The sequence below is a fragment of the Poseidonibacter lekithochrous genome (assembly GCF_018861145.1).
GTDB lineage: Bacteria > Campylobacterota > Campylobacteria > Campylobacterales > Arcobacteraceae > Poseidonibacter > Poseidonibacter lekithochrous_A.
The window spans coordinates 50,668-67,255 of sequence record NZ_JAHKQT010000032.1 but is presented as its reverse complement, the minus strand read 5'-3'; the positions used below and the strand labels follow the sequence as shown (position 1 = coordinate 67,255).

Sequence of the window (16,588 nt, the reverse complement as noted above, 5' to 3'; positions counted from 1 at the left end):
AATAGTCTAAAATTATCAAAACTACTTATTACATTAAAAAAGTATAAAGATAATTCTTTATACTTTTTCATATATTTATTTAAGAAATACTAAACGATTCCAGGGTTGTTTTTAACACCTATAATATCAGGAGTATCAACTCTTAAGTTTGCAATATGTTTTACATTTCCTAAGTAAGTTTCAACTGTTTCCCAAACAGGTTCACCTGGTGATTTAGCACCAACAGTAGACCAACCTGCAACTTTGTAAGATTTACTAGCTTCAAGTTTAGCCCCATTTTTTGTAAGTTGAAGATTAGAAATTCTATTCCCCATCTTAGCTTTTGGATCAATTGTATATGAAATACCACCAGTTCTAACCATATCCCCACCTTGTTGGTAGAAAGGATCTGCATTAAATAAGTTATCAGCAACATCTTCTAAAATGTCTTTGATTCCTTGCCCTGTAATATCTCTTGCATAAGTTTCTGGATAAGTCATAGCAGTTTGAGTCATTAAATCATCAAATGTTATATCTTGACCAGGCATTACTGTTGTACCCCATCTAAATCCAGGAGATAATGAAATATCTGCACCTTTTACATCAATTAAAGCATCACAAATAATCTGATCCCAAGAACCATTAAAGTTACCACGTCTAAATAGAGTTTCCTCTGTAGTTGCAATAGTTCTATTTAAATCTTTTATATAAGGTAATCTAACTTTTTCAATATATGCTTTCATATCCTTATCCTCTGGCACTAAATCAGAGAAAATTGGAAGAAGTGTAAATTTATGATCTACAATCTTTCCATTTTGAATATCTAAATCAAGAACATTTAAAAATTTACCATTTGATCCAGCATTACATACATAAGTAGTACCTTCTTCATTTTTAACAGGAACTGCTTCTGGAACGCCATCATGAGTATGTCCACCCATAATAAAGTCAATCCCAGTACAAACTTCTGCCATCTTTTGATCAACATCAAAACCATTATGAGAAAGAACAATAACTGCATCAGGTTTTTCTTCATCTCTTATAGTATCAACTAAGTCTTGCATCTCTTCATCTTTAATTCCAAAAGTCCAATCTGGAATAAATCTTTGAGGATTTGCAATTGTAGTATAAGGGAAGGCCTGTCCAATAACTGCAACTCTAGCATTACCCATTTTTTTAATTGTATAAGGTTTAAAAGCTAATCCTGAATCTTCATCATAAGCTTCTGCACCTTCCATTAATGCATCTTCTTTTACAAAAACATTTTGCGCTAAAAATTCTGCATCAAGTTCTTTTACGTTTGCTAATATTTCTTCAGCTTTATATGTAAACTCCCAGTGTCCAACAGCAATATCAACACCAAGTAAGTTCATTGCACCAACCATATCTTTACCACGAGTATAAAGAGCTGTTGCACTTCCTTGCCAAGTATCTCCACCATCTAACATAAGTGTTTTTTCAGCACCAAAGTTATTTCTTAAGTGATCAATTACAGTTTTAAGTTGTGCGAAACCACCAACTCTACCCATAACTTTTGCATGTTTTTCAAAGTTTACTGATGAAAATGCATATTCTAACCTCTTATTACCTTTAATACCATAATAATCTAACATCTTCTCACCTACAATATGAGGTGGTTTACCATAGTTTTCATGAAAACCTAAGTTTACGCTTGGTTCTCTAAAATATACAGGCAATAGTTGAGCATGAGAATCTGTCATATGAAGAAGTCTAACATTTCCAAAATTCTGTAATTTATAATAATCCTCTAACTTATTTGTGTTTGCCATTCTAGTGTGAGAATTTGCAAATACGGGAGCAGCACCAAGTACTGACATCATATATATAAATTCTCTTCTACTTAATTTACTCATATTACTTCCTATTATATAGTTTTTATTTCCCAGATCCTACAACAGTAAAACCTAATGAAGTCCAAGCTTGCATACCACCTCTGTAGTATTTAATCTTTTCAACTGGATATCCCATTTTTAATAATGCGAATTCTGCATTTTTAACCATACCTGGAGTTTGTCCACACCAGTAACCATTACAATATAATGCTAATGTTTTTGCATTTGAAAAATCTAAAGTACCATCATCATTTAGAACAACACCCATTTCATCTTCCATCATTTCAATAGCAGTTTCTTTTTCATCAAAGTTTGTAAATGGAACATTTATAGCACCTGGAATTCTTAATCTTTCAAACCAACCTGGCTTTCTAGAATCTATAATTGCAATATTTTCATCAGTTTGAGCTTTCTTCATATAATCAATAAACTCTAACTCACCTAAAGTTTCTAAACCAACAGCCAAACTAATTGGTTGAGGAATTCCTCTAAATGTAGTGTCATATAATGTAGAAATTTTATTTCCTGCAGTTTGATTTCTCATAATGGTAAATTTTTCACCATTTAATTCCATATCAATTGATTTAACACCTTTTGAAATGGCTACAAAACTTGATGTTTCTTCAGCAGCTATACCTGATATGGCAAAAAGTCCTGTAAATGCAGTTGAAATAAGTAATTTATTAAGTAATTTCATATTAATTCCTTTAATTTTTGTAAAAAAAAAGCCAAGACTTTATTCTTGACTTTTTATGTTTTAAATTTAAAAATACTAATTTTTAGTATGAATAACCATCACCAGGAATTGCTAATCTCCAAGTAGATTTTGCTTCTTGGGCTTGTTGTAATGCTCTAATTGCAAACTTACAAGATCTATGTGCTGCAAAATTTGTTTCTAATTTAGTTTTTGATGCTTTTCCTTTAAAATCTTTGGGATTAACTTCTTTAGCTTTTGTCTTAATTGCTTCTTCAACAGAGGCAATTAATCCAGAGTTATTAACTGTTAATCTTCTAAATTCTAAACCTTCTTTAATAGCAATGTTATTGTATTTTTTTGCAGTTTCAATAACGTTTTCAATTCCATTAGTTTTTACATTACATACTTTCTCTACGTCAATTTTTGAATAATCACTTGCATTAGCACTTAAAAATCCAGAACTTAAAAGCGTAATAGATGTAAGTACTTTTAATGTTAATTTTTTCATAATTTTCACCTTTTACTTTCTAATATCTGGGCCATCAACTGGTAAACCATTTGATATATATGCCATAAAGTATAATAATTCTTTCATTGTTTCTGAAGTATTTTTTGGTGGAACTTGTCCTTGATCTTTAATACATCCAGACATTCTTCGCTCTAAAGTACCTAGTCCATCATTATTTTTGTCAGATGCAGCCCATTTTAATCTATAAACAGGAAAATGAGTTGTTTGTCCTAATGATTGTGATAGAGATTCATTTCTAACTCTTTGTCCCGCACCTTGAATATGACACGTTGCACATGAAAGGTTTAAATAACCTCTTTGAGTAAAATAATATTCTTTTCCTCTTTCATAAGCTGCAGCTGCAGCTTTACTTTCAATTTTAATATCAACTCTTTTTTCAGCATCTAAAGATTCTTGAGCTAAAAATGCTTGTAAATGTGCCATCTTACCTTTTTTCTCATTCCATACTTTTTCACCATTTGAAGTCAAACACTCATTAATAGTTTGAGTTAAAGATATAACTTGAGCTCTTTTTTCATCATAATATGGATAGTCTCCAACAATATCTGTTTTAGGAAAACAATCTTTAAAAGATTTTCCATTTGCAAAAGGTTTATTAAATAATTCTTCACCTTTTTCTACAAACTCTTCAGTTGGTGGGAACTCCTTAATTTCATCATAAGATAATCTACCATTTTTTGAAAATGCATAATTACCTTTTGAAAATTCATCACCTTTAATATTTTTAATATAATTATTCTTTAACTCATCATCTGTAGAGTATGGGAAAAATGTGTTTTTATTTTTTTCAGGATCTGAAAATTTTGCTTCAAAGTATTTTACAATACCCTCTCTATCTTTTTCTGCTTGTTTATTAAAGTCTCCAGCAACTGCTGCACTAGTAACTAGTGCAGCTAAAGCTGTAGCTCTTACAATTTTAAATAACATGATCTCTCCTTAGATTTTGTTAATTACGATTAAGTAATTATTTAATTTTTGCCGAACTCGTTTGAGTTTCGCCTTTTAAATCTGTCCAAGTAATTTCAATTTTATCACCTTTTTCAGCACCTTTAAATTGAAATTTCATGTATGGGTTTTTAGATAAAAATTGACTTGTTGATACTTCATAAACAATTTTATCATTAACTTTTGCAACCATATAAGTAATAAAGTTAACTTCTTTTTTAGCTTTTTCAGCTTCTTGGTAACTTAACATTGCATGAGATGCTAATGCTTTAACAGTTACAATACCTTTTTTTAATTTTGCTTTAATTCTAGTTTTTTTTGCCATAATATTTTTCCTTTTAGTTTCTATTCATTATTTAATTTATTAATATTTATGTAAGTGTTGAATTAAATCAACCTCCACATCCACCAATTGTAACTTTTACAAGTTTTGATGTAGAAATTAATTTTCCATCAACTAATGCTACAACTGTAACTGTACCTGTTTTAGCCATTTTAATTCTTATTGAATAGTCAACTATTCCATTTTCAGGAACTGTAAATACTGCAACTGTACTCTCTGGATTTGCATCTTGGAAAATTGCTACTGTTTTAGCATTTAATTTTGTAGAAACTGTTACAGGAATAACTGCACCATTTTCTGCAATATCTGGAGCTTTTAATTTAATTTTACCTTCACCTTTAGCTGCATCACCAAAAAGTTCTTTTATAGCTGCATCTACTTTAGTTTCAGTCCATGCTTTTGGTTTTGTATCTCTAAAGTTAATAGCACTTAAAGTTGATGGAGCCATTGAAACTGCCAATGCACCTAATCCTAAGCTTAAAAAATTTCTTCTGTTCATTTTATTTCCTTTTATAATATTATTTAATTGTTTTTAAATAAGCAACTACTGCTTTTATTTGTGAATCACTTAACCAACCATTCTTACCAAATGCAGGCATCGCTGAAATTGGATTAGTTGTATATGGATTATATATCTTTTGATATAATGCTTCATCCGGCCAATATTGTAAAGCTTGTAATTTTGGTCCCATACTTCCAGGTCCATCTACATTTTTTCCATTTGCCGCATGACAAGCTAAACAGTTACCTAAATCTTTTGTCATAAAGATTTTTTCACCCTGTTTAACTAAATCATCATTTGCAAAACTACTTGTTGCTATTAAACCACTAATTGCTGATGCTATTAGTAAACTTTTTGCTAATTTCATTAGTTCTCCTATTTTATTTACTTGCATTAATCATATAGTCAACTATACTTTTAAGCTCTTGATCAGATATATCTGCACCACCTTTAGGAGGCATTGCATTTATTCCATTAATCGCATTTGTATAAACAGCGTCTATACCTTTTTTAACAACTTCAGCCCAAGCTTCTTTATTTCCAAGAACAGGTGCTCCAATTGCTGCGTTTGCATGACATGCACTACAACTTACTTCATAAGCTTGTGCCGCTTTTGATACTGTAGCATTTTCTTTTGCTTTTGGCAAGTCTTTTACTGTACTAATTACAGGATCAAATCCAACATCAATTTCAGCATTAATACTTACGGGTTCTGGCTGCTTACAATCTTTCATACATCTAATACCTTGTGCTAAAGGACCTCTTTGTTCCTTTAAATCATTTCTATCTGGATGAACAGGATAGAAACCATCAGTATTATTCATTTTGATATCTTTAAAGTTTTCGTTACTTAAAACAAACTCATCATCCATTTCTTCACCTGCAACAGTAATCCCATTAACAGACAATAAATAAGCAGTAAGTGCATAAACTTCATTATCATTTAAAGATTTAGGATGATTAAAAGGCATTGCTGTTTTAATATACCAATAAAGTGTACTTGCATATGGCCAATAAGAACCAATAGTTTTTCTAGGACCTTCAGTACCTTCTAAACCTAATTGATTTTTAAGTGAACCTTGCCCTCCTGCTAATGTAGGATAACCACCTACTCCACCAGCACCAAAGTCTCCATGACACATTGAACATTGTGCTTCATATAATTCATCACCATCTTCGACAGAACCTTCTCCAATAGGTAAACCATGCCCATCAGGCATTACATCTGTATCCCAAGCTTTAATTTCATTAGCAGTTGGTTTTCTACCATATGAGCTAAAACCTTTTTTCTCTTGTTCATTAACAGCGTAATCTGTGTACATTCCATCTTTTACAGGATATATAACAGCACCATCAATATTTTTCTTTTCAGCAGCAGTAGCATTTGTTATTAAAAGTGCAGAGAATACACCAACAGCTAATAATGATTTTTTAAGATCTAATATGAACATTATTTACAACTCCTTTTGATGTTACTTCCCATCCAACAATTGGATTTCTATGGTAAATACCTTCAACTCCAACATTTTCAATTAACTTATCAATTGAAGGTTGAATATGACCAGTATCATCAATTGCTCTTGATAATAGTATTTTTTTCTTTCCATCCCATTTAATAATATATGAGAATCTTGTCCAAGACTTTGGTAATATTAAACCTTTAAGTTCAGCTTCAACCCAATTTTTACCACCATCTAAAGAGATATCAACAGTTTTAATAGTACCGCGACCTGACCATGCAATTCCATTAATTTCAACCATGTCACCTTTTTTAAGATCAGTCCATGGAACTTCAGGACAAGGAGATGTAATAATAGAATTTACTTCCATTGGCCAGAAGAAATTAATCGCTTTACCACTTGGTTGTAACATTGTATATTTAGATGTTTCTTCTTTAGCATGCCATGGCTTATCAGAGAATTCTATTCTTTTAACCCATTTAACATTTAAGTTACCTTCCCAGCCTGGAACTAATAACCTAACTGGATATCCTTGTTCTGGTCTTAATGGTTCACCATTTTGTCCCCAAACAAGCATAGCATCATCTAGAATTTTTTCAATTGGAAGAGTTCTTCCCATTTCTGAGTTATCACTACCTTCAACTAAAGCCCATTGTGCTTCAGGCTTAAGACCTAAATCTTCTAATAAAACACTAAGTTTTACTCCAGTCCATTCAGCAGAACTCATCATTCCTTTAACAAATTGTAAGTTATTAAATTGTGGTCCTCTCCATCCAGTTGAGCCATTTGCAGGACACTCAATAAAGTGAATTCTAGATTCAGATGGATACCTTTTTAATTGTTCTAAAGTTAAAACAATTGGTTTTTCAACTAAACCATGAATCATAAGTCTATATTTATTAGGATCAATTTGAGCAGTTCCACCATGATTTCTTGTAAAAAATAAACCATTTGGTGTAATAATACCTTCTTGCTGATGTAAGGGAGACATTGATACTGTTGCATATCTATCTCCTGAAGATAATAAATCATGTACTCTTCTTACATTATTATGCTCATATGCTGAAGGCATTCCATATGGGTATTTATCAACTTTATCACCAAGCTTTGTTCCCCACTCAACATGTTGAGTAATATTTTCATCATCAGCTTTTAATTTAATTGGGGCTAAAACTGTAGCTGCAGTTAAAGCACTCGCTGAATAAATAGCTGTTTTCTTAAAAAAGTCTCTTCTACTAGATTGCTCTACAGAGTTTGACTTCAAACTCTTAACAGAGTCTTTACTAATTTTCCTCATTTTCCCTCCTCATTTAATTTGGCAATATATAAAATACCAACTAAAACATACAATTATAGTTTTAATATCTTAATCAAAACTAAAATTAGTAGTATTAATAATACTTATTTAACACTTCTTACTTTAAGTAAATAAATATAACTAAAACTAATATAGTATTTTCTTATTAGTAAGTTTAATTTTACTTATATTACTATTCTTATAGTTTATAAATAAGGTTTTATTGGGGTATTTTAAAAAATGAGTATTTTTAAAAAAAGTATAATAAAATATGGTAATAATATTTTTACCATATTAATTTTATTTTTTTATTAGTAAATTTTTTGCAAAATTTATTGCATTAGATGTTATTTCTTCTCCACTTATCATTCTCGCAATTTCATTTATTCTTTCTTCTTTGCTTAAAAGAGTTATTGTAGATACTCCATCTTTTTTATCAACAAGAAAATGTTGAGATGAGGCGGATGTTAGTTGTGGCTGATGAGAAATTACAAAAATTTGATATGATTTAGCTAAAGTTGATAACACATTTGCAATAGCATCACTTTCTTTACCACTTAAGTTAGCATCAATTTCATCTAAGAATAAAACACCATTTTCAATAATATCAAATTCACTCATTGAAGTTAATAATGCTAATCTTAATCTGTTATATTCTCCTGAACTAATAGTATTTAAATTAACTCCATTTAATTCAAAATAAACTTCATCAATTCCATAGGAATCAAGTTTTTTTTCTCTTAAAGTGATTTTTGCATTTGAAAGGTATAAAAACTTTAAGTATTCATTTATTTTCTCTTCAAGAATTAATACACTTTTTTTTCTATATAAAGAAATTGTAATTGATAATTGATTTATTTCTTCAGTTAATTTCTCAATCTTCTTTTCTAAAACTGATTTTTCAAAAGTTATATTATCATAAGATAAAAGCTCTTTTTTCTTCTCTTCTTTATACTCTAATGCTAATTCAATTGAGCCAAACCTTTTTTGTAAAGATGATAATTTCTCAATTCTATTTAAAACTGTTTCAATATCTATATCTTCTAATTCAAATAATGAATCATTAAATTGTTCAAATATATTATTCAATTCATTCATTGTTTCATCAAAAAAACTTGATTCAACTTCAAGTAATTCTAATGTATTTGAAACACTATGTCTATAGTTTAAAATTTCAGAGGCATCTTTAATTGCATCTTCAATTTTATCTTTTTTTGAAAGTTTTCTTTTTAATAAGTTTAATTCTTCATATTCGTCTAATGTAGGATTAATAGCTTCAATTTTTTCAATTTCAAATTTTGCAAACTCTTTTAAATCTTCAATTCTTAATTCATCATTTTTTATTTTCTCAAGTTCTTTTTTTACTACAATAAGATCTTTATATAATAAATCAAAGTTTTCTTTTATTTCAATAAATTTTGTATTATTTATAGCTGATAATTTATCTAAAAAATTTAATAATTTAGAACTCTCAAAATCAGAAATATCTTTTAAATTTAAATGCTTAATTAATTTTGAAGAAAACATATTTAAATTTTTTTTTGAAATTGTCTGGTTATTAATAAAAAATCTAACTTTTTCTTTTTTTATAGTTTTAATCACTATTTCATCATTTAAATCTAAATCATAGAGATCATCTACAATTTTAGAATCACTAATTAAAACTTCACCTAAACTAGCTTTTACATCACTTTGAGCAAATAGAGACAATATAGCTTGCATAAGTATCGATTTACCAGCTCCACTTGGACCTGTAAAAACATTTAGTCCTTTGTTAAACTCTAAGTCAATCTCTTTAAAAGATAAACAATCTTTTAAGTAAATTCTATTAATCATATAATTAATTTCCCCATCTTAATTTGTCACTTAAAACTTCAAAATAGTTTCTTTGACATCTATATATCATTTTTGCGTTTTGATTTGAAATCTTTATTTTTATAATCTCATTCTCTTCTGCTTCATAAATATCTTGTCCATCAACAATTACAACCGCACCTTGAGAATCTGTAATAGTAAATTCAATTTGAAAATCTGCAGGCATCACTAATGGTCTTTGTGTTAAGGAATGTGGTGCAATTGGAGTTACAATAAAAGCTTCAGTTAAAGGATAAACTATTGGTCCTCCAACTGAAAGGTTATATGCTGTTGAACCTGTAGGAGTTGAAATTATTACACCATCTCCATAATAAGAATTAAAATGTTTATTATCAATTTTTGCATCTATTTTAATCATTGACGATATTGATTTCCGAGAAATTACAATATCATTAAAAGCAACAAAAGTATTTAAATTAATTGTTCCTTTTATCATCATTCTATTATCAATTTTGTAATTATTGTTTTTAAAATCCTGTAAAAAATCTTCTAATTCATCCATTGAAATATCAGTAAGAAAACCAAGTGTACCTAGGTTAATACCTAATACTGGTTTATTATAATTAAAAGATTTTCTTACTACAGATAATAAAGTTCCATCTCCACCTACAGAAACTAAGAAATCTACTTTTTCACATAAGAGATCTAAGCTTAAACCTTTTTCTCCAATCATAATCGCAGAATTATCTTCTAAAAATACTTCAATATTATTTTTAGTAAATATTGATTTTATTTCCTCAAAAACTTCTTTTAATTCAGGACTTGAAGGTCTTAATATTATTCCTGCTTTATTTGTTGATTCTAATAATTCTAAATTTTTATTTAATTTCAATGTTAGCAACTCTATCTTTCATCTAATAATATCAGTTTTGGTGATTATTTCTAAATAGTTTTTGTTAAGATTATATAATAAATACTTTTAAAAGATACTATTTATAGTGTAAGATTTTATTTAATTAAAAATTAAATAAAAAAAAAGCCTCATCCGAAGATGAGGCTTTTTTTATTAGTTAATATTTAAATACTAACCGTTTCTCTTTTTAATGATTTCTTCAGAAACATTCTTAGGAACGTCCATGTAGTTATCAAAAATCATAGAATATGTTGCTCTACCTTGAGACATAGATCTTAAGTCTGTAGAGTAACCGAACATTTCAGCTAATGGAATCATTGCAACAACTAATTTAACACCAGCTCTGTCATCCATAGATTGAACTTGTCCTCTTCTTTTGTTAACGTCACCGATAACATCTCCCATATAATCTTCAGGAGTTTCAATTTCAACTTTCATAATTGGTTCAAGAATTACAGGTTGAGCAGCGTCTGATCTACAACCTTTTTTGAATCCCATTGAAGCAGCAAGTTTAAATGCCATTTCAGATGAATCTACATCATGGTAAGAACCATCATATAAATCAACTGCAATGTTAACTAATGGATAACCAGCAAGGATACCACCAGCCATAGCTTCTTGACAACCTTTATCAACAGCAGGAACGTATTCTTTTGGAACAGATCCACCTTTGATAGATGATGTAAAGATATAGTTTTCTTCACTATCTGAAGGCATTGGAGTAATAGTTAAATATACATGACCATATTGACCTTTACCACCAGATTGTTTAGCGTATTTATACTCTTGTTTAACTGCATTTTTAATAGTTTCTCTATATGCAACTTGAGGAGCACCAACTTCAGCTTCAACAGAGAATTCTCTTTTCATTCTATCAACAAGGATTTCAAGGTGTAATTCACCCATTCCTGAAATAATAGTTTGTCCAGATTCTTCATCCGTAGCAACTTTAAATGATGGATCTTCTTGAGCTAATTTTCCTAAAGCAATACCCATTTTTTCTTGGTCAGCTTTAGTTTTTGGCTCAACTGCAACAGAAATAACTGGCTCTGGGAAATCCATTCTTTCTAAGATAACTGGATCTTCTGCAGAAGCTAAAGTATCACCAGTAATTGTAGTTTTTAAACCAACAACTGCACCGATTTCTCCAGCATATAATTCGTTAACTTCTTCTCTTTTAATTGCATGCATTTTAAGAAGTCTTCCGATTCTTTCTTTTTTCATTTTTGTAGAGTTCATTACGTAAGTACCAGACTGTAATACACCTCTATAAATTCTTGCAAAAGTTAATTGACCAACAAATGGATCTGTCATAATTTTAAATGCAAGTGCAGCAACTTCACCGTCATCAGTAGAAGGAACAATTACAGGCTCACCATCTTGAGTTTCACCTTTAATATCTTCAACTTCTAATGGAGATGGTAAATACATTGCAACTGCATCAAGTAAAGTTTGAACACCTTTGTTTTTAAATGCAGTACCACAAGTCATTGGAGTAACTGTCATATTAAGACAACCCTTCTTAAGACCTGCAACGATTTCATCTTCAGTTAACTCAACACCTTCAAGGTATTTTTCCATTAATTCATCGTCAGCTTCAGCAGCAGCTTCAACCATTTGTTCTCTATATTTTGTTGCAGTTTCTAATAAATCAGCAGGAATTTCTTCTACATGATAACTAGAACCCATTGCAGCATCTAAATCCCAAACAATAGCTTTCATTTGAACTAAATCAACAACACCTTGGAAATTTTCTTCAGCTCCAATAGGAATTTGAATAGGAATAGCGTTAGATTTAAGTCTTTCGTTTACTTGAGCTTCAACATTAAAGAAATCCGCACCAGTTCTATCCATTTTATTAACGAAAATCATTCTTGGAACTCTATACTTGTTAGCTTGTCTCCAAACTGTTTCAGATTGTGGTTGAACCCCACCAACTGAACAGAATACAGCAACAGCACCATCAAGTACTCTCATAGATCTTTCAACTTCAATAGTGAAGTCAACGTGACCTGGAGTATCAATAATATTAATCATTAAATCATCATTAGTCTTTGGGTGTTTCCAGTGACAAGTTGTAGCAGCTGAAGTAATAGTAATACCTCTTTCTTGCTCTTGTTCCATCCAGTCCATTGTTGCAGCACCATCATGTACTTCACCAATTTTATGTTCAACACCTGTATAGAATAGAATTCTTTCAGTTGTAGTAGTTTTACCAGCATCAATATGAGCTGCAATTCCGATATTTCTTAATCTGTTTAGGGGAGTTTTTCTTGCCATCTCAGATTACCATCTATAGTGAGCAAATGCTTTATTTGCTTCAGCCATTCTATGCATATCTTCTTTCTTCTTGAATGATGCACCTCTGTCGTTAGCACATTCGAATAATTCGTTTGCTAATCTTTCTACCATAGTTCTTTCATTTCTTTTTCTAGCAGCTTCAACTAACCATCTAAGAGCTAAAGTTTGTCTTCTTACAGGTCTAACTTCAACAGGTACTTGGTATGTAGCTCCACCAACTCTTCTAGATTTAACTTCTAATAGTGGTTTAACATTTTCAATTGCTTTTTCAAAAACTTCAATACCAGACTCTTCACCTCTTGTATCTAAGTTTGCAATTGCACCATACATGATTTTTTGCGCAGTAGATTTTCTACCATCTAACATAACTGTATTAATAAATTTAGTGATCACTTTACTATTGTAGATAGGATCAGCCATTACTTCTCTTACGGGAGCTTTTCTTCTTCTCATTCTCTTATCCTTCTACTTATTTTTTTGGCTTTTTAGTACCGTATTTAGATCTTGCAACAGTTCTGTTTGCAACACCAGCAGTATCTAAAGCACCTCTAACAACGTGATATTTAACACCAGGTAAATCTTTAACTCTACCCCCTCTTACTAACACAATCGAGTGTTCTTGAAGGTTATGACCTTCTCCACCGATATATGAAATAACTTCAAAACCAGTAGTTAATCTAACTTTTGCAACTTTTCTTAAAGCCGAGTTAGGTTTTTTTGGAGTTGTAGTATATACTCTAGTACAAACTCCTCTTCTTTGTGGACATTTGTCAAGTGCAGGTGATTTAGATTTCTTAATCACTTTTTTTCGCTCTTTTCTAACAAGTTGATTGATAGTTGGCATTCTTTCCCTTTATATAGTTGTAGAGTAATCTATTGATATAATGTTTATATGTAAGACTCTCTATTTCATTTGGTTAGAGCAATTAAAGCAATGCTCATGCTTCTCGTTTACCTCAACATAAAGCTGAAACGATACTTCCATTCTAGAGAAACAATTAGGTTTTCTAAAAAGTAGAAGGATTATACTGAATTTAAACTTAATTACTCTTTAACAGAATCTTTTGCAAATAATAGTTATACTTTTTAAGTTAATAATAAAATTTTATTCCTATAATTTCAAAAAATCAATTTAAAAAGATACTAAACAATGACAAAAGAATTATTTCCATTAGCCTTAGGCGGTTTAGCAATTGGTACTACTGAATTTGTAATAATGGGATTACTCCCTGATATTGCAAGTTCTATTAATATTTCAATTCCAGTAGCAGGTCATTTGATTTCTGCTTATGCATTAGGTGTTGTAATTGGTGCACCTATATTAGTTGCACTTAGTGCAAAATTTCCACCAAAATATATTTTAATTACATTAATGATTATGTTTACAATATTTAATGCTTTTTCAATTATTGCACCTGATTATAATACTCTTTTAATATCAAGATTTTTATCTGGTCTTCCACATGGAGCTTTTTTTGGTGTTGCTACTGTTGTAGCTTCTAAATTAGCAAAAGAAGGGAAAGCGGCACAAGCTATTGCTTCAATATTTACAGGATTAACCTTAGCAATTTTACTAATGGTTCCTCTTGTTACTTTTTTAGGGCATCATCTTCATTGGAGATATGCTTTTGGTATTGTTTCATTTTTAGGATTACTAACTATTTTATTTCTATATCTATATTTACCACATTTAAAAGCACTTAGAAGTGTTACATTTAAAGAAGAATTAGAGTTTTTTAAAACAATTAAAGCATGGCATATATTAACTATTGTTTCTATTGGATTTGGAGGTTTATTTGCTTGGTTTAGTTATATAGCTCCTCTTCTTATTCATGTATCAGGATTTGAAAGTGGAAGTGTTTCTTATATGATGGCAATTGCAGGTGGAGGAATGGTAGTTGGGAATATTTTTGGTGGATATTTAGCTGATAAAAAAGATCCCGTAATAGCTTCTATATTTTTACTTACACTAATGGTAATTGCCCTTATTTTAGTATTTTTATTCTCAGAAAATAAAATAGTATCAATAATACTTACTTTTATTTGTGGAGCGCTTGCAATGTCAATTAGCTCACCTATTAATATGATTATGTTAAAAAGTGCAAAACATTCAGAAATGTTAGGAGCTGCTTTTATTCAAGCAGCTTTTAATGTGTCAAACTCTTTGGGTGCATTATTTGGAGGTATTCCATTATTATTTGGACTTAGTTTTAATTATCCATCACTTGTGGGTGCAGGAATGGCTTTAATTGGAGTTATTTTATGTTTATTATTTTATAAAAGATATAAAGGTATATAACCTTTATATCTTTTATAGAATCTCTTGGACACGTCCAACTTCACCAAAAGTAGTTCTAACTTTTATTCCATGAGGATGCGTAGGAGATTTTGTTAGAATATCTTGCACTACACCTTTTGTTAATCTACCAGTTCTTTGGTCTTCTTTTAAGACAATATTAACTGTTATACCTGGTTTAATATTAATTCTTTTTTTACCATCCATAATATATCCCTAAGCTTTAAAAGTTAATGTATCTTTTGCAAATTCAATATTGTAAAAGAATATGATTTTAAACATTAAATCAACTTTTGTTTTTTTTACTTCACTTGAATCTAAAATATCTACGGCAAAACCTGAACTACTATCTTCATTTCTAATAGAGATTGTAACTGGTTTTAAAGCTCTCATCATATTCATTGTTTCTTTATAAACTTTTGGATTTAAACCATTTAAAATATCACCATCTTTATCTTCTTTTCTCATCGCGTTAAATAATTGAGTTAATGTATCTTTATAAATAGATTTACTCCAAGTAATTTTTCCTTTAGTATAATGAAAAATTGCCGTTTTATTTAATAATGCATTTGGTTTTTCATTTCTAATATCTTCAATCATTTGAAGAAAAAAATTAATTCCTCCAATGCTATTTGCATGTTCAGTTATTTGTTTATTAAGTTCTTTTTTCGTATCTAAATCTAAATCATTAAATCTCATATTTATCCTATTATATTTTCTAATTAACATTATATCTAAATAAAATATCTTTTATCTATAAGACGATTTAGAACTTTTTATATCAACAGAATAAAAACCATTATTTGAAAGAAATATTTTTGCTTCTTCATCTATAAACTTGTTCTTAGGACCTTTTATGATTTCGAATATTGCTGGTATTTGTTTTTCTTTTTCAAATTTTAGTTCAAAATAAGGAATAAGATTTCCATAAACAGAACGAAACATCATTTGAGATATATTATCTTCAAATATATATTTTTTATTCTCTTTATCATCTATTATCTTAGGAGTGTGAACTAGTCTAACTTCTTGTTCTTCTTTAAACAGTTCATTTTTAGATTTAGCTGATAGGTTATTAATATCTATAATTATATTTTTACAAATTTCAACAAATTCTAGCGATTCAGTATCAATATTTTGATCTAATTTTTCCAAAGGGGATAAGATTAAATCAATTTGTTTTTCTTGTTCCAACTCATCATATAATACAACTGAAGTTTGAACAAGTTTATTTTCTTTAAAATACTCACTATTAAAACCAATTGCAACACCAAAGCCATCATTTGCATACGCACGCCATTGACTTAAAAGATCTGATCCTTCAGAAAAAGATGCTATATATACATTTGGAAGTTGATTAGAATACAACTCTTCAAAACTTTTATATTTTAAAAAGTTGTCCTTTGTTACTGAGCTTTTGATTTTCTTAAAAATTTTATCTTTTATCCAATGAATTTCTTTATAATCATTTAAATTATATACCGAGCTTAACCATAATGTTTTATTTTCAATTATAGCTCTAAAAGATTCAACACTACAATAATGATAAATAATATTTCCCATAATATGCTCCTATAGAATAGAGTATACAGTAATTAATATCTATATATTCTAAGTAATAACACTTACTTCAATATCATATAATAAGTATTAATAAA

Annotated in this window: 18 protein-coding genes; 1 reads left to right on the top strand and 17 read right to left on the bottom strand. The window is 29.6% G+C overall.

Going from position 1 to position 16,588, the window contains the following annotated elements:
• Positions 1–89 precede the first annotated feature (89 nt).
• From soxB to rpsL, 14 genes are all read right to left on the bottom strand, one after another.
• Positions 90–1,853 (bottom strand): thiosulfohydrolase SoxB, encoded by a 1,764-nt coding sequence (gene soxB / locus KO488_RS11960; RefSeq protein WP_216059045.1) that lies wholly within the window; start codon positions 1,851–1,853, stop codon positions 90–92.
• A gap of 22 nt (positions 1,854–1,875) precedes the next feature.
• Complete coding sequence (locus KO488_RS11955) at positions 1,876–2,529, bottom strand: rhodanese-like domain-containing protein (protein ID WP_216059044.1); 654 nt, start codon at positions 2,527–2,529, stop codon at positions 1,876–1,878.
• A gap of 82 nt (positions 2,530–2,611) precedes the next feature.
• Positions 2,612–3,037, bottom strand: coding sequence for a hypothetical protein (locus KO488_RS11950; RefSeq protein WP_216059043.1), 426 nt, complete (start codon positions 3,035–3,037; stop codon positions 2,612–2,614).
• Between the two features lie 12 nt (positions 3,038–3,049).
• Positions 3,050–3,985, bottom strand: a complete 936-nt coding sequence (gene soxA, locus KO488_RS11945) for a sulfur oxidation c-type cytochrome SoxA (protein WP_216059042.1) — start codon at positions 3,983–3,985, stop codon at positions 3,050–3,052.
• A gap of 37 nt (positions 3,986–4,022) precedes the next feature.
• Positions 4,023–4,328, bottom strand: coding sequence for a thiosulfate oxidation carrier complex protein SoxZ (gene soxZ / locus KO488_RS11940; RefSeq protein WP_216059041.1), 306 nt, complete (start codon positions 4,326–4,328; stop codon positions 4,023–4,025).
• 67 nt (positions 4,329–4,395) lie between these two features.
• Positions 4,396–4,845, bottom strand: coding sequence for a thiosulfate oxidation carrier protein SoxY (gene soxY / locus KO488_RS11935; protein ID WP_216059040.1), 450 nt, complete (start codon positions 4,843–4,845; stop codon positions 4,396–4,398).
• 19 nt (positions 4,846–4,864) lie between these two features.
• Complete coding sequence (gene soxX, locus KO488_RS11930) at positions 4,865–5,215, bottom strand: sulfur oxidation c-type cytochrome SoxX (RefSeq protein WP_216059039.1); 351 nt, start codon at positions 5,213–5,215, stop codon at positions 4,865–4,867.
• Between the two features lie 13 nt (positions 5,216–5,228).
• The gene (locus KO488_RS11925) at positions 5,229–6,299 is read right to left on the bottom strand and encodes a c-type cytochrome (RefSeq protein WP_216059038.1); all 1,071 of its coding nucleotides are present in this window, start codon (positions 6,297–6,299) and stop codon (positions 5,229–5,231) included.
• A complete protein-coding gene (gene soxC / locus KO488_RS11920; RefSeq protein WP_216059037.1) occupies positions 6,280–7,605 on the bottom strand; it encodes a sulfite dehydrogenase in 1,326 nt (441 codons plus the stop codon). Before soxC ends, KO488_RS11925 begins: the two co-directional genes overlap by 20 nt.
• 300 nt (positions 7,606–7,905) lie before the next feature.
• On the bottom strand, positions 7,906–9,441 hold the full coding sequence (locus KO488_RS11915) for an AAA family ATPase (protein WP_216059036.1): 1,536 nt from the start codon (positions 9,439–9,441) through the stop codon (positions 7,906–7,908).
• 4 nt (positions 9,442–9,445) lie between these two features.
• The gene (locus KO488_RS11910; protein WP_216059035.1) at positions 9,446–10,312 is read right to left on the bottom strand and encodes an NAD(+)/NADH kinase; all 867 of its coding nucleotides are present in this window, start codon (positions 10,310–10,312) and stop codon (positions 9,446–9,448) included.
• Between the two features lie 192 nt (positions 10,313–10,504).
• Positions 10,505–12,613, bottom strand: a complete 2,109-nt coding sequence (gene fusA / locus KO488_RS11905; RefSeq protein ID WP_216059034.1) for an elongation factor G — start codon at positions 12,611–12,613, stop codon at positions 10,505–10,507.
• Positions 12,614–12,619: 6 nt separating this feature from the next.
• Positions 12,620–13,087: a 30S ribosomal protein S7 gene (gene rpsG / locus KO488_RS11900; RefSeq protein WP_121627994.1), complete on the bottom strand. Its 468-nt coding sequence runs from the start codon at positions 13,085–13,087 to the stop codon at positions 12,620–12,622.
• 16 nt (positions 13,088–13,103) lie between these two features.
• Entirely contained in the window at positions 13,104–13,478 is a 375-nt protein-coding gene (rpsL, locus tag KO488_RS11895; RefSeq protein ID WP_152190696.1) for a 30S ribosomal protein S12, read from the bottom strand.
• Positions 13,479–13,784: 306 nt separating this feature from the next.
• Here rpsL and KO488_RS11890 point away from each other — a divergent pair, with 306 nt between their 5' ends.
• Complete coding sequence (locus tag KO488_RS11890) at positions 13,785–14,933, top strand: MFS transporter (RefSeq protein WP_216059033.1); 1,149 nt, start codon at positions 13,785–13,787, stop codon at positions 14,931–14,933.
• 12 nt (positions 14,934–14,945) lie between these two features.
• Here KO488_RS11890 and KO488_RS11885 read toward each other — a convergent pair whose 3' ends face one another.
• From KO488_RS11885 to KO488_RS11875, 3 genes are read right to left on the bottom strand one after another with little or no spacing between them, the layout of a single operon-like run.
• Positions 14,946–15,137, bottom strand: coding sequence for a YwbE family protein (locus tag KO488_RS11885; protein ID WP_216059032.1), 192 nt, complete (start codon positions 15,135–15,137; stop codon positions 14,946–14,948).
• A gap of 9 nt (positions 15,138–15,146) precedes the next feature.
• On the bottom strand, positions 15,147–15,629 hold the full coding sequence (locus KO488_RS11880) for a hypothetical protein (RefSeq protein WP_216059031.1): 483 nt from the start codon (positions 15,627–15,629) through the stop codon (positions 15,147–15,149).
• Between the two features lie 51 nt (positions 15,630–15,680).
• Positions 15,681–16,493, bottom strand: coding sequence for a DUF2971 domain-containing protein (locus tag KO488_RS11875; RefSeq protein WP_216059030.1), 813 nt, complete (start codon positions 16,491–16,493; stop codon positions 15,681–15,683).
• Positions 16,494–16,588: the final 95 nt, after the last annotated feature.

What these genes read in the sequence shown, in the direction of transcription:
- soxB (WP_216059045.1), bottom strand. Translation starts at nt 1,853, where the DNA reads ATGAGTAAATTAAGTAGAAGAGAATTTATATATATGATGTCAGTACTT.
- KO488_RS11955 (WP_216059044.1), bottom strand. Translation starts at nt 2,529, where the DNA reads ATGAAATTACTTAATAAATTACTTATTTCAACTGCATTTACAGGACTT.
- KO488_RS11950 (WP_216059043.1), bottom strand. Translation starts at nt 3,037, where the DNA reads ATGAAAAAATTAACATTAAAAGTACTTACATCTATTACGCTTTTAAGT.
- soxA (WP_216059042.1), bottom strand. Translation starts at nt 3,985, where the DNA reads ATGTTATTTAAAATTGTAAGAGCTACAGCTTTAGCTGCACTAGTTACT.
- soxZ (WP_216059041.1), bottom strand. Translation starts at nt 4,328, where the DNA reads ATGGCAAAAAAAACTAGAATTAAAGCAAAATTAAAAAAAGGTATTGTA.
- soxY (WP_216059040.1), bottom strand. Translation starts at nt 4,845, where the DNA reads ATGAACAGAAGAAATTTTTTAAGCTTAGGATTAGGTGCATTGGCAGTT.
- soxX (WP_216059039.1), bottom strand. Translation starts at nt 5,215, where the DNA reads ATGAAATTAGCAAAAAGTTTACTAATAGCATCAGCAATTAGTGGTTTA.
- KO488_RS11925 (WP_216059038.1), bottom strand. Translation starts at nt 6,299, where the DNA reads ATGTTCATATTAGATCTTAAAAAATCATTATTAGCTGTTGGTGTATTC.
- soxC (WP_216059037.1), bottom strand. Translation starts at nt 7,605, where the DNA reads ATGAGGAAAATTAGTAAAGACTCTGTTAAGAGTTTGAAGTCAAACTCT.
- KO488_RS11915 (WP_216059036.1), bottom strand. Translation starts at nt 9,441, where the DNA reads ATGATTAATAGAATTTACTTAAAAGATTGTTTATCTTTTAAAGAGATT.
- fusA (WP_216059034.1), bottom strand. Translation starts at nt 12,613, where the DNA reads ATGGCAAGAAAAACTCCCCTAAACAGATTAAGAAATATCGGAATTGCA.
- rpsG (WP_121627994.1), bottom strand. Translation starts at nt 13,087, where the DNA reads ATGAGAAGAAGAAAAGCTCCCGTAAGAGAAGTAATGGCTGATCCTATC.
- rpsL (WP_152190696.1), bottom strand. Translation starts at nt 13,478, where the DNA reads ATGCCAACTATCAATCAACTTGTTAGAAAAGAGCGAAAAAAAGTGATT.
- KO488_RS11890 (WP_216059033.1), top strand. Translation starts at nt 13,785, where the DNA reads ATGACAAAAGAATTATTTCCATTAGCCTTAGGCGGTTTAGCAATTGGT.
- KO488_RS11885 (WP_216059032.1), bottom strand. Translation starts at nt 15,137, where the DNA reads ATGGATGGTAAAAAAAGAATTAATATTAAACCAGGTATAACAGTTAAT.
- KO488_RS11880 (WP_216059031.1), bottom strand. Translation starts at nt 15,629, where the DNA reads ATGAGATTTAATGATTTAGATTTAGATACGAAAAAAGAACTTAATAAA.
- KO488_RS11875 (WP_216059030.1), bottom strand. Translation starts at nt 16,493, where the DNA reads ATGGGAAATATTATTTATCATTATTGTAGTGTTGAATCTTTTAGAGCT.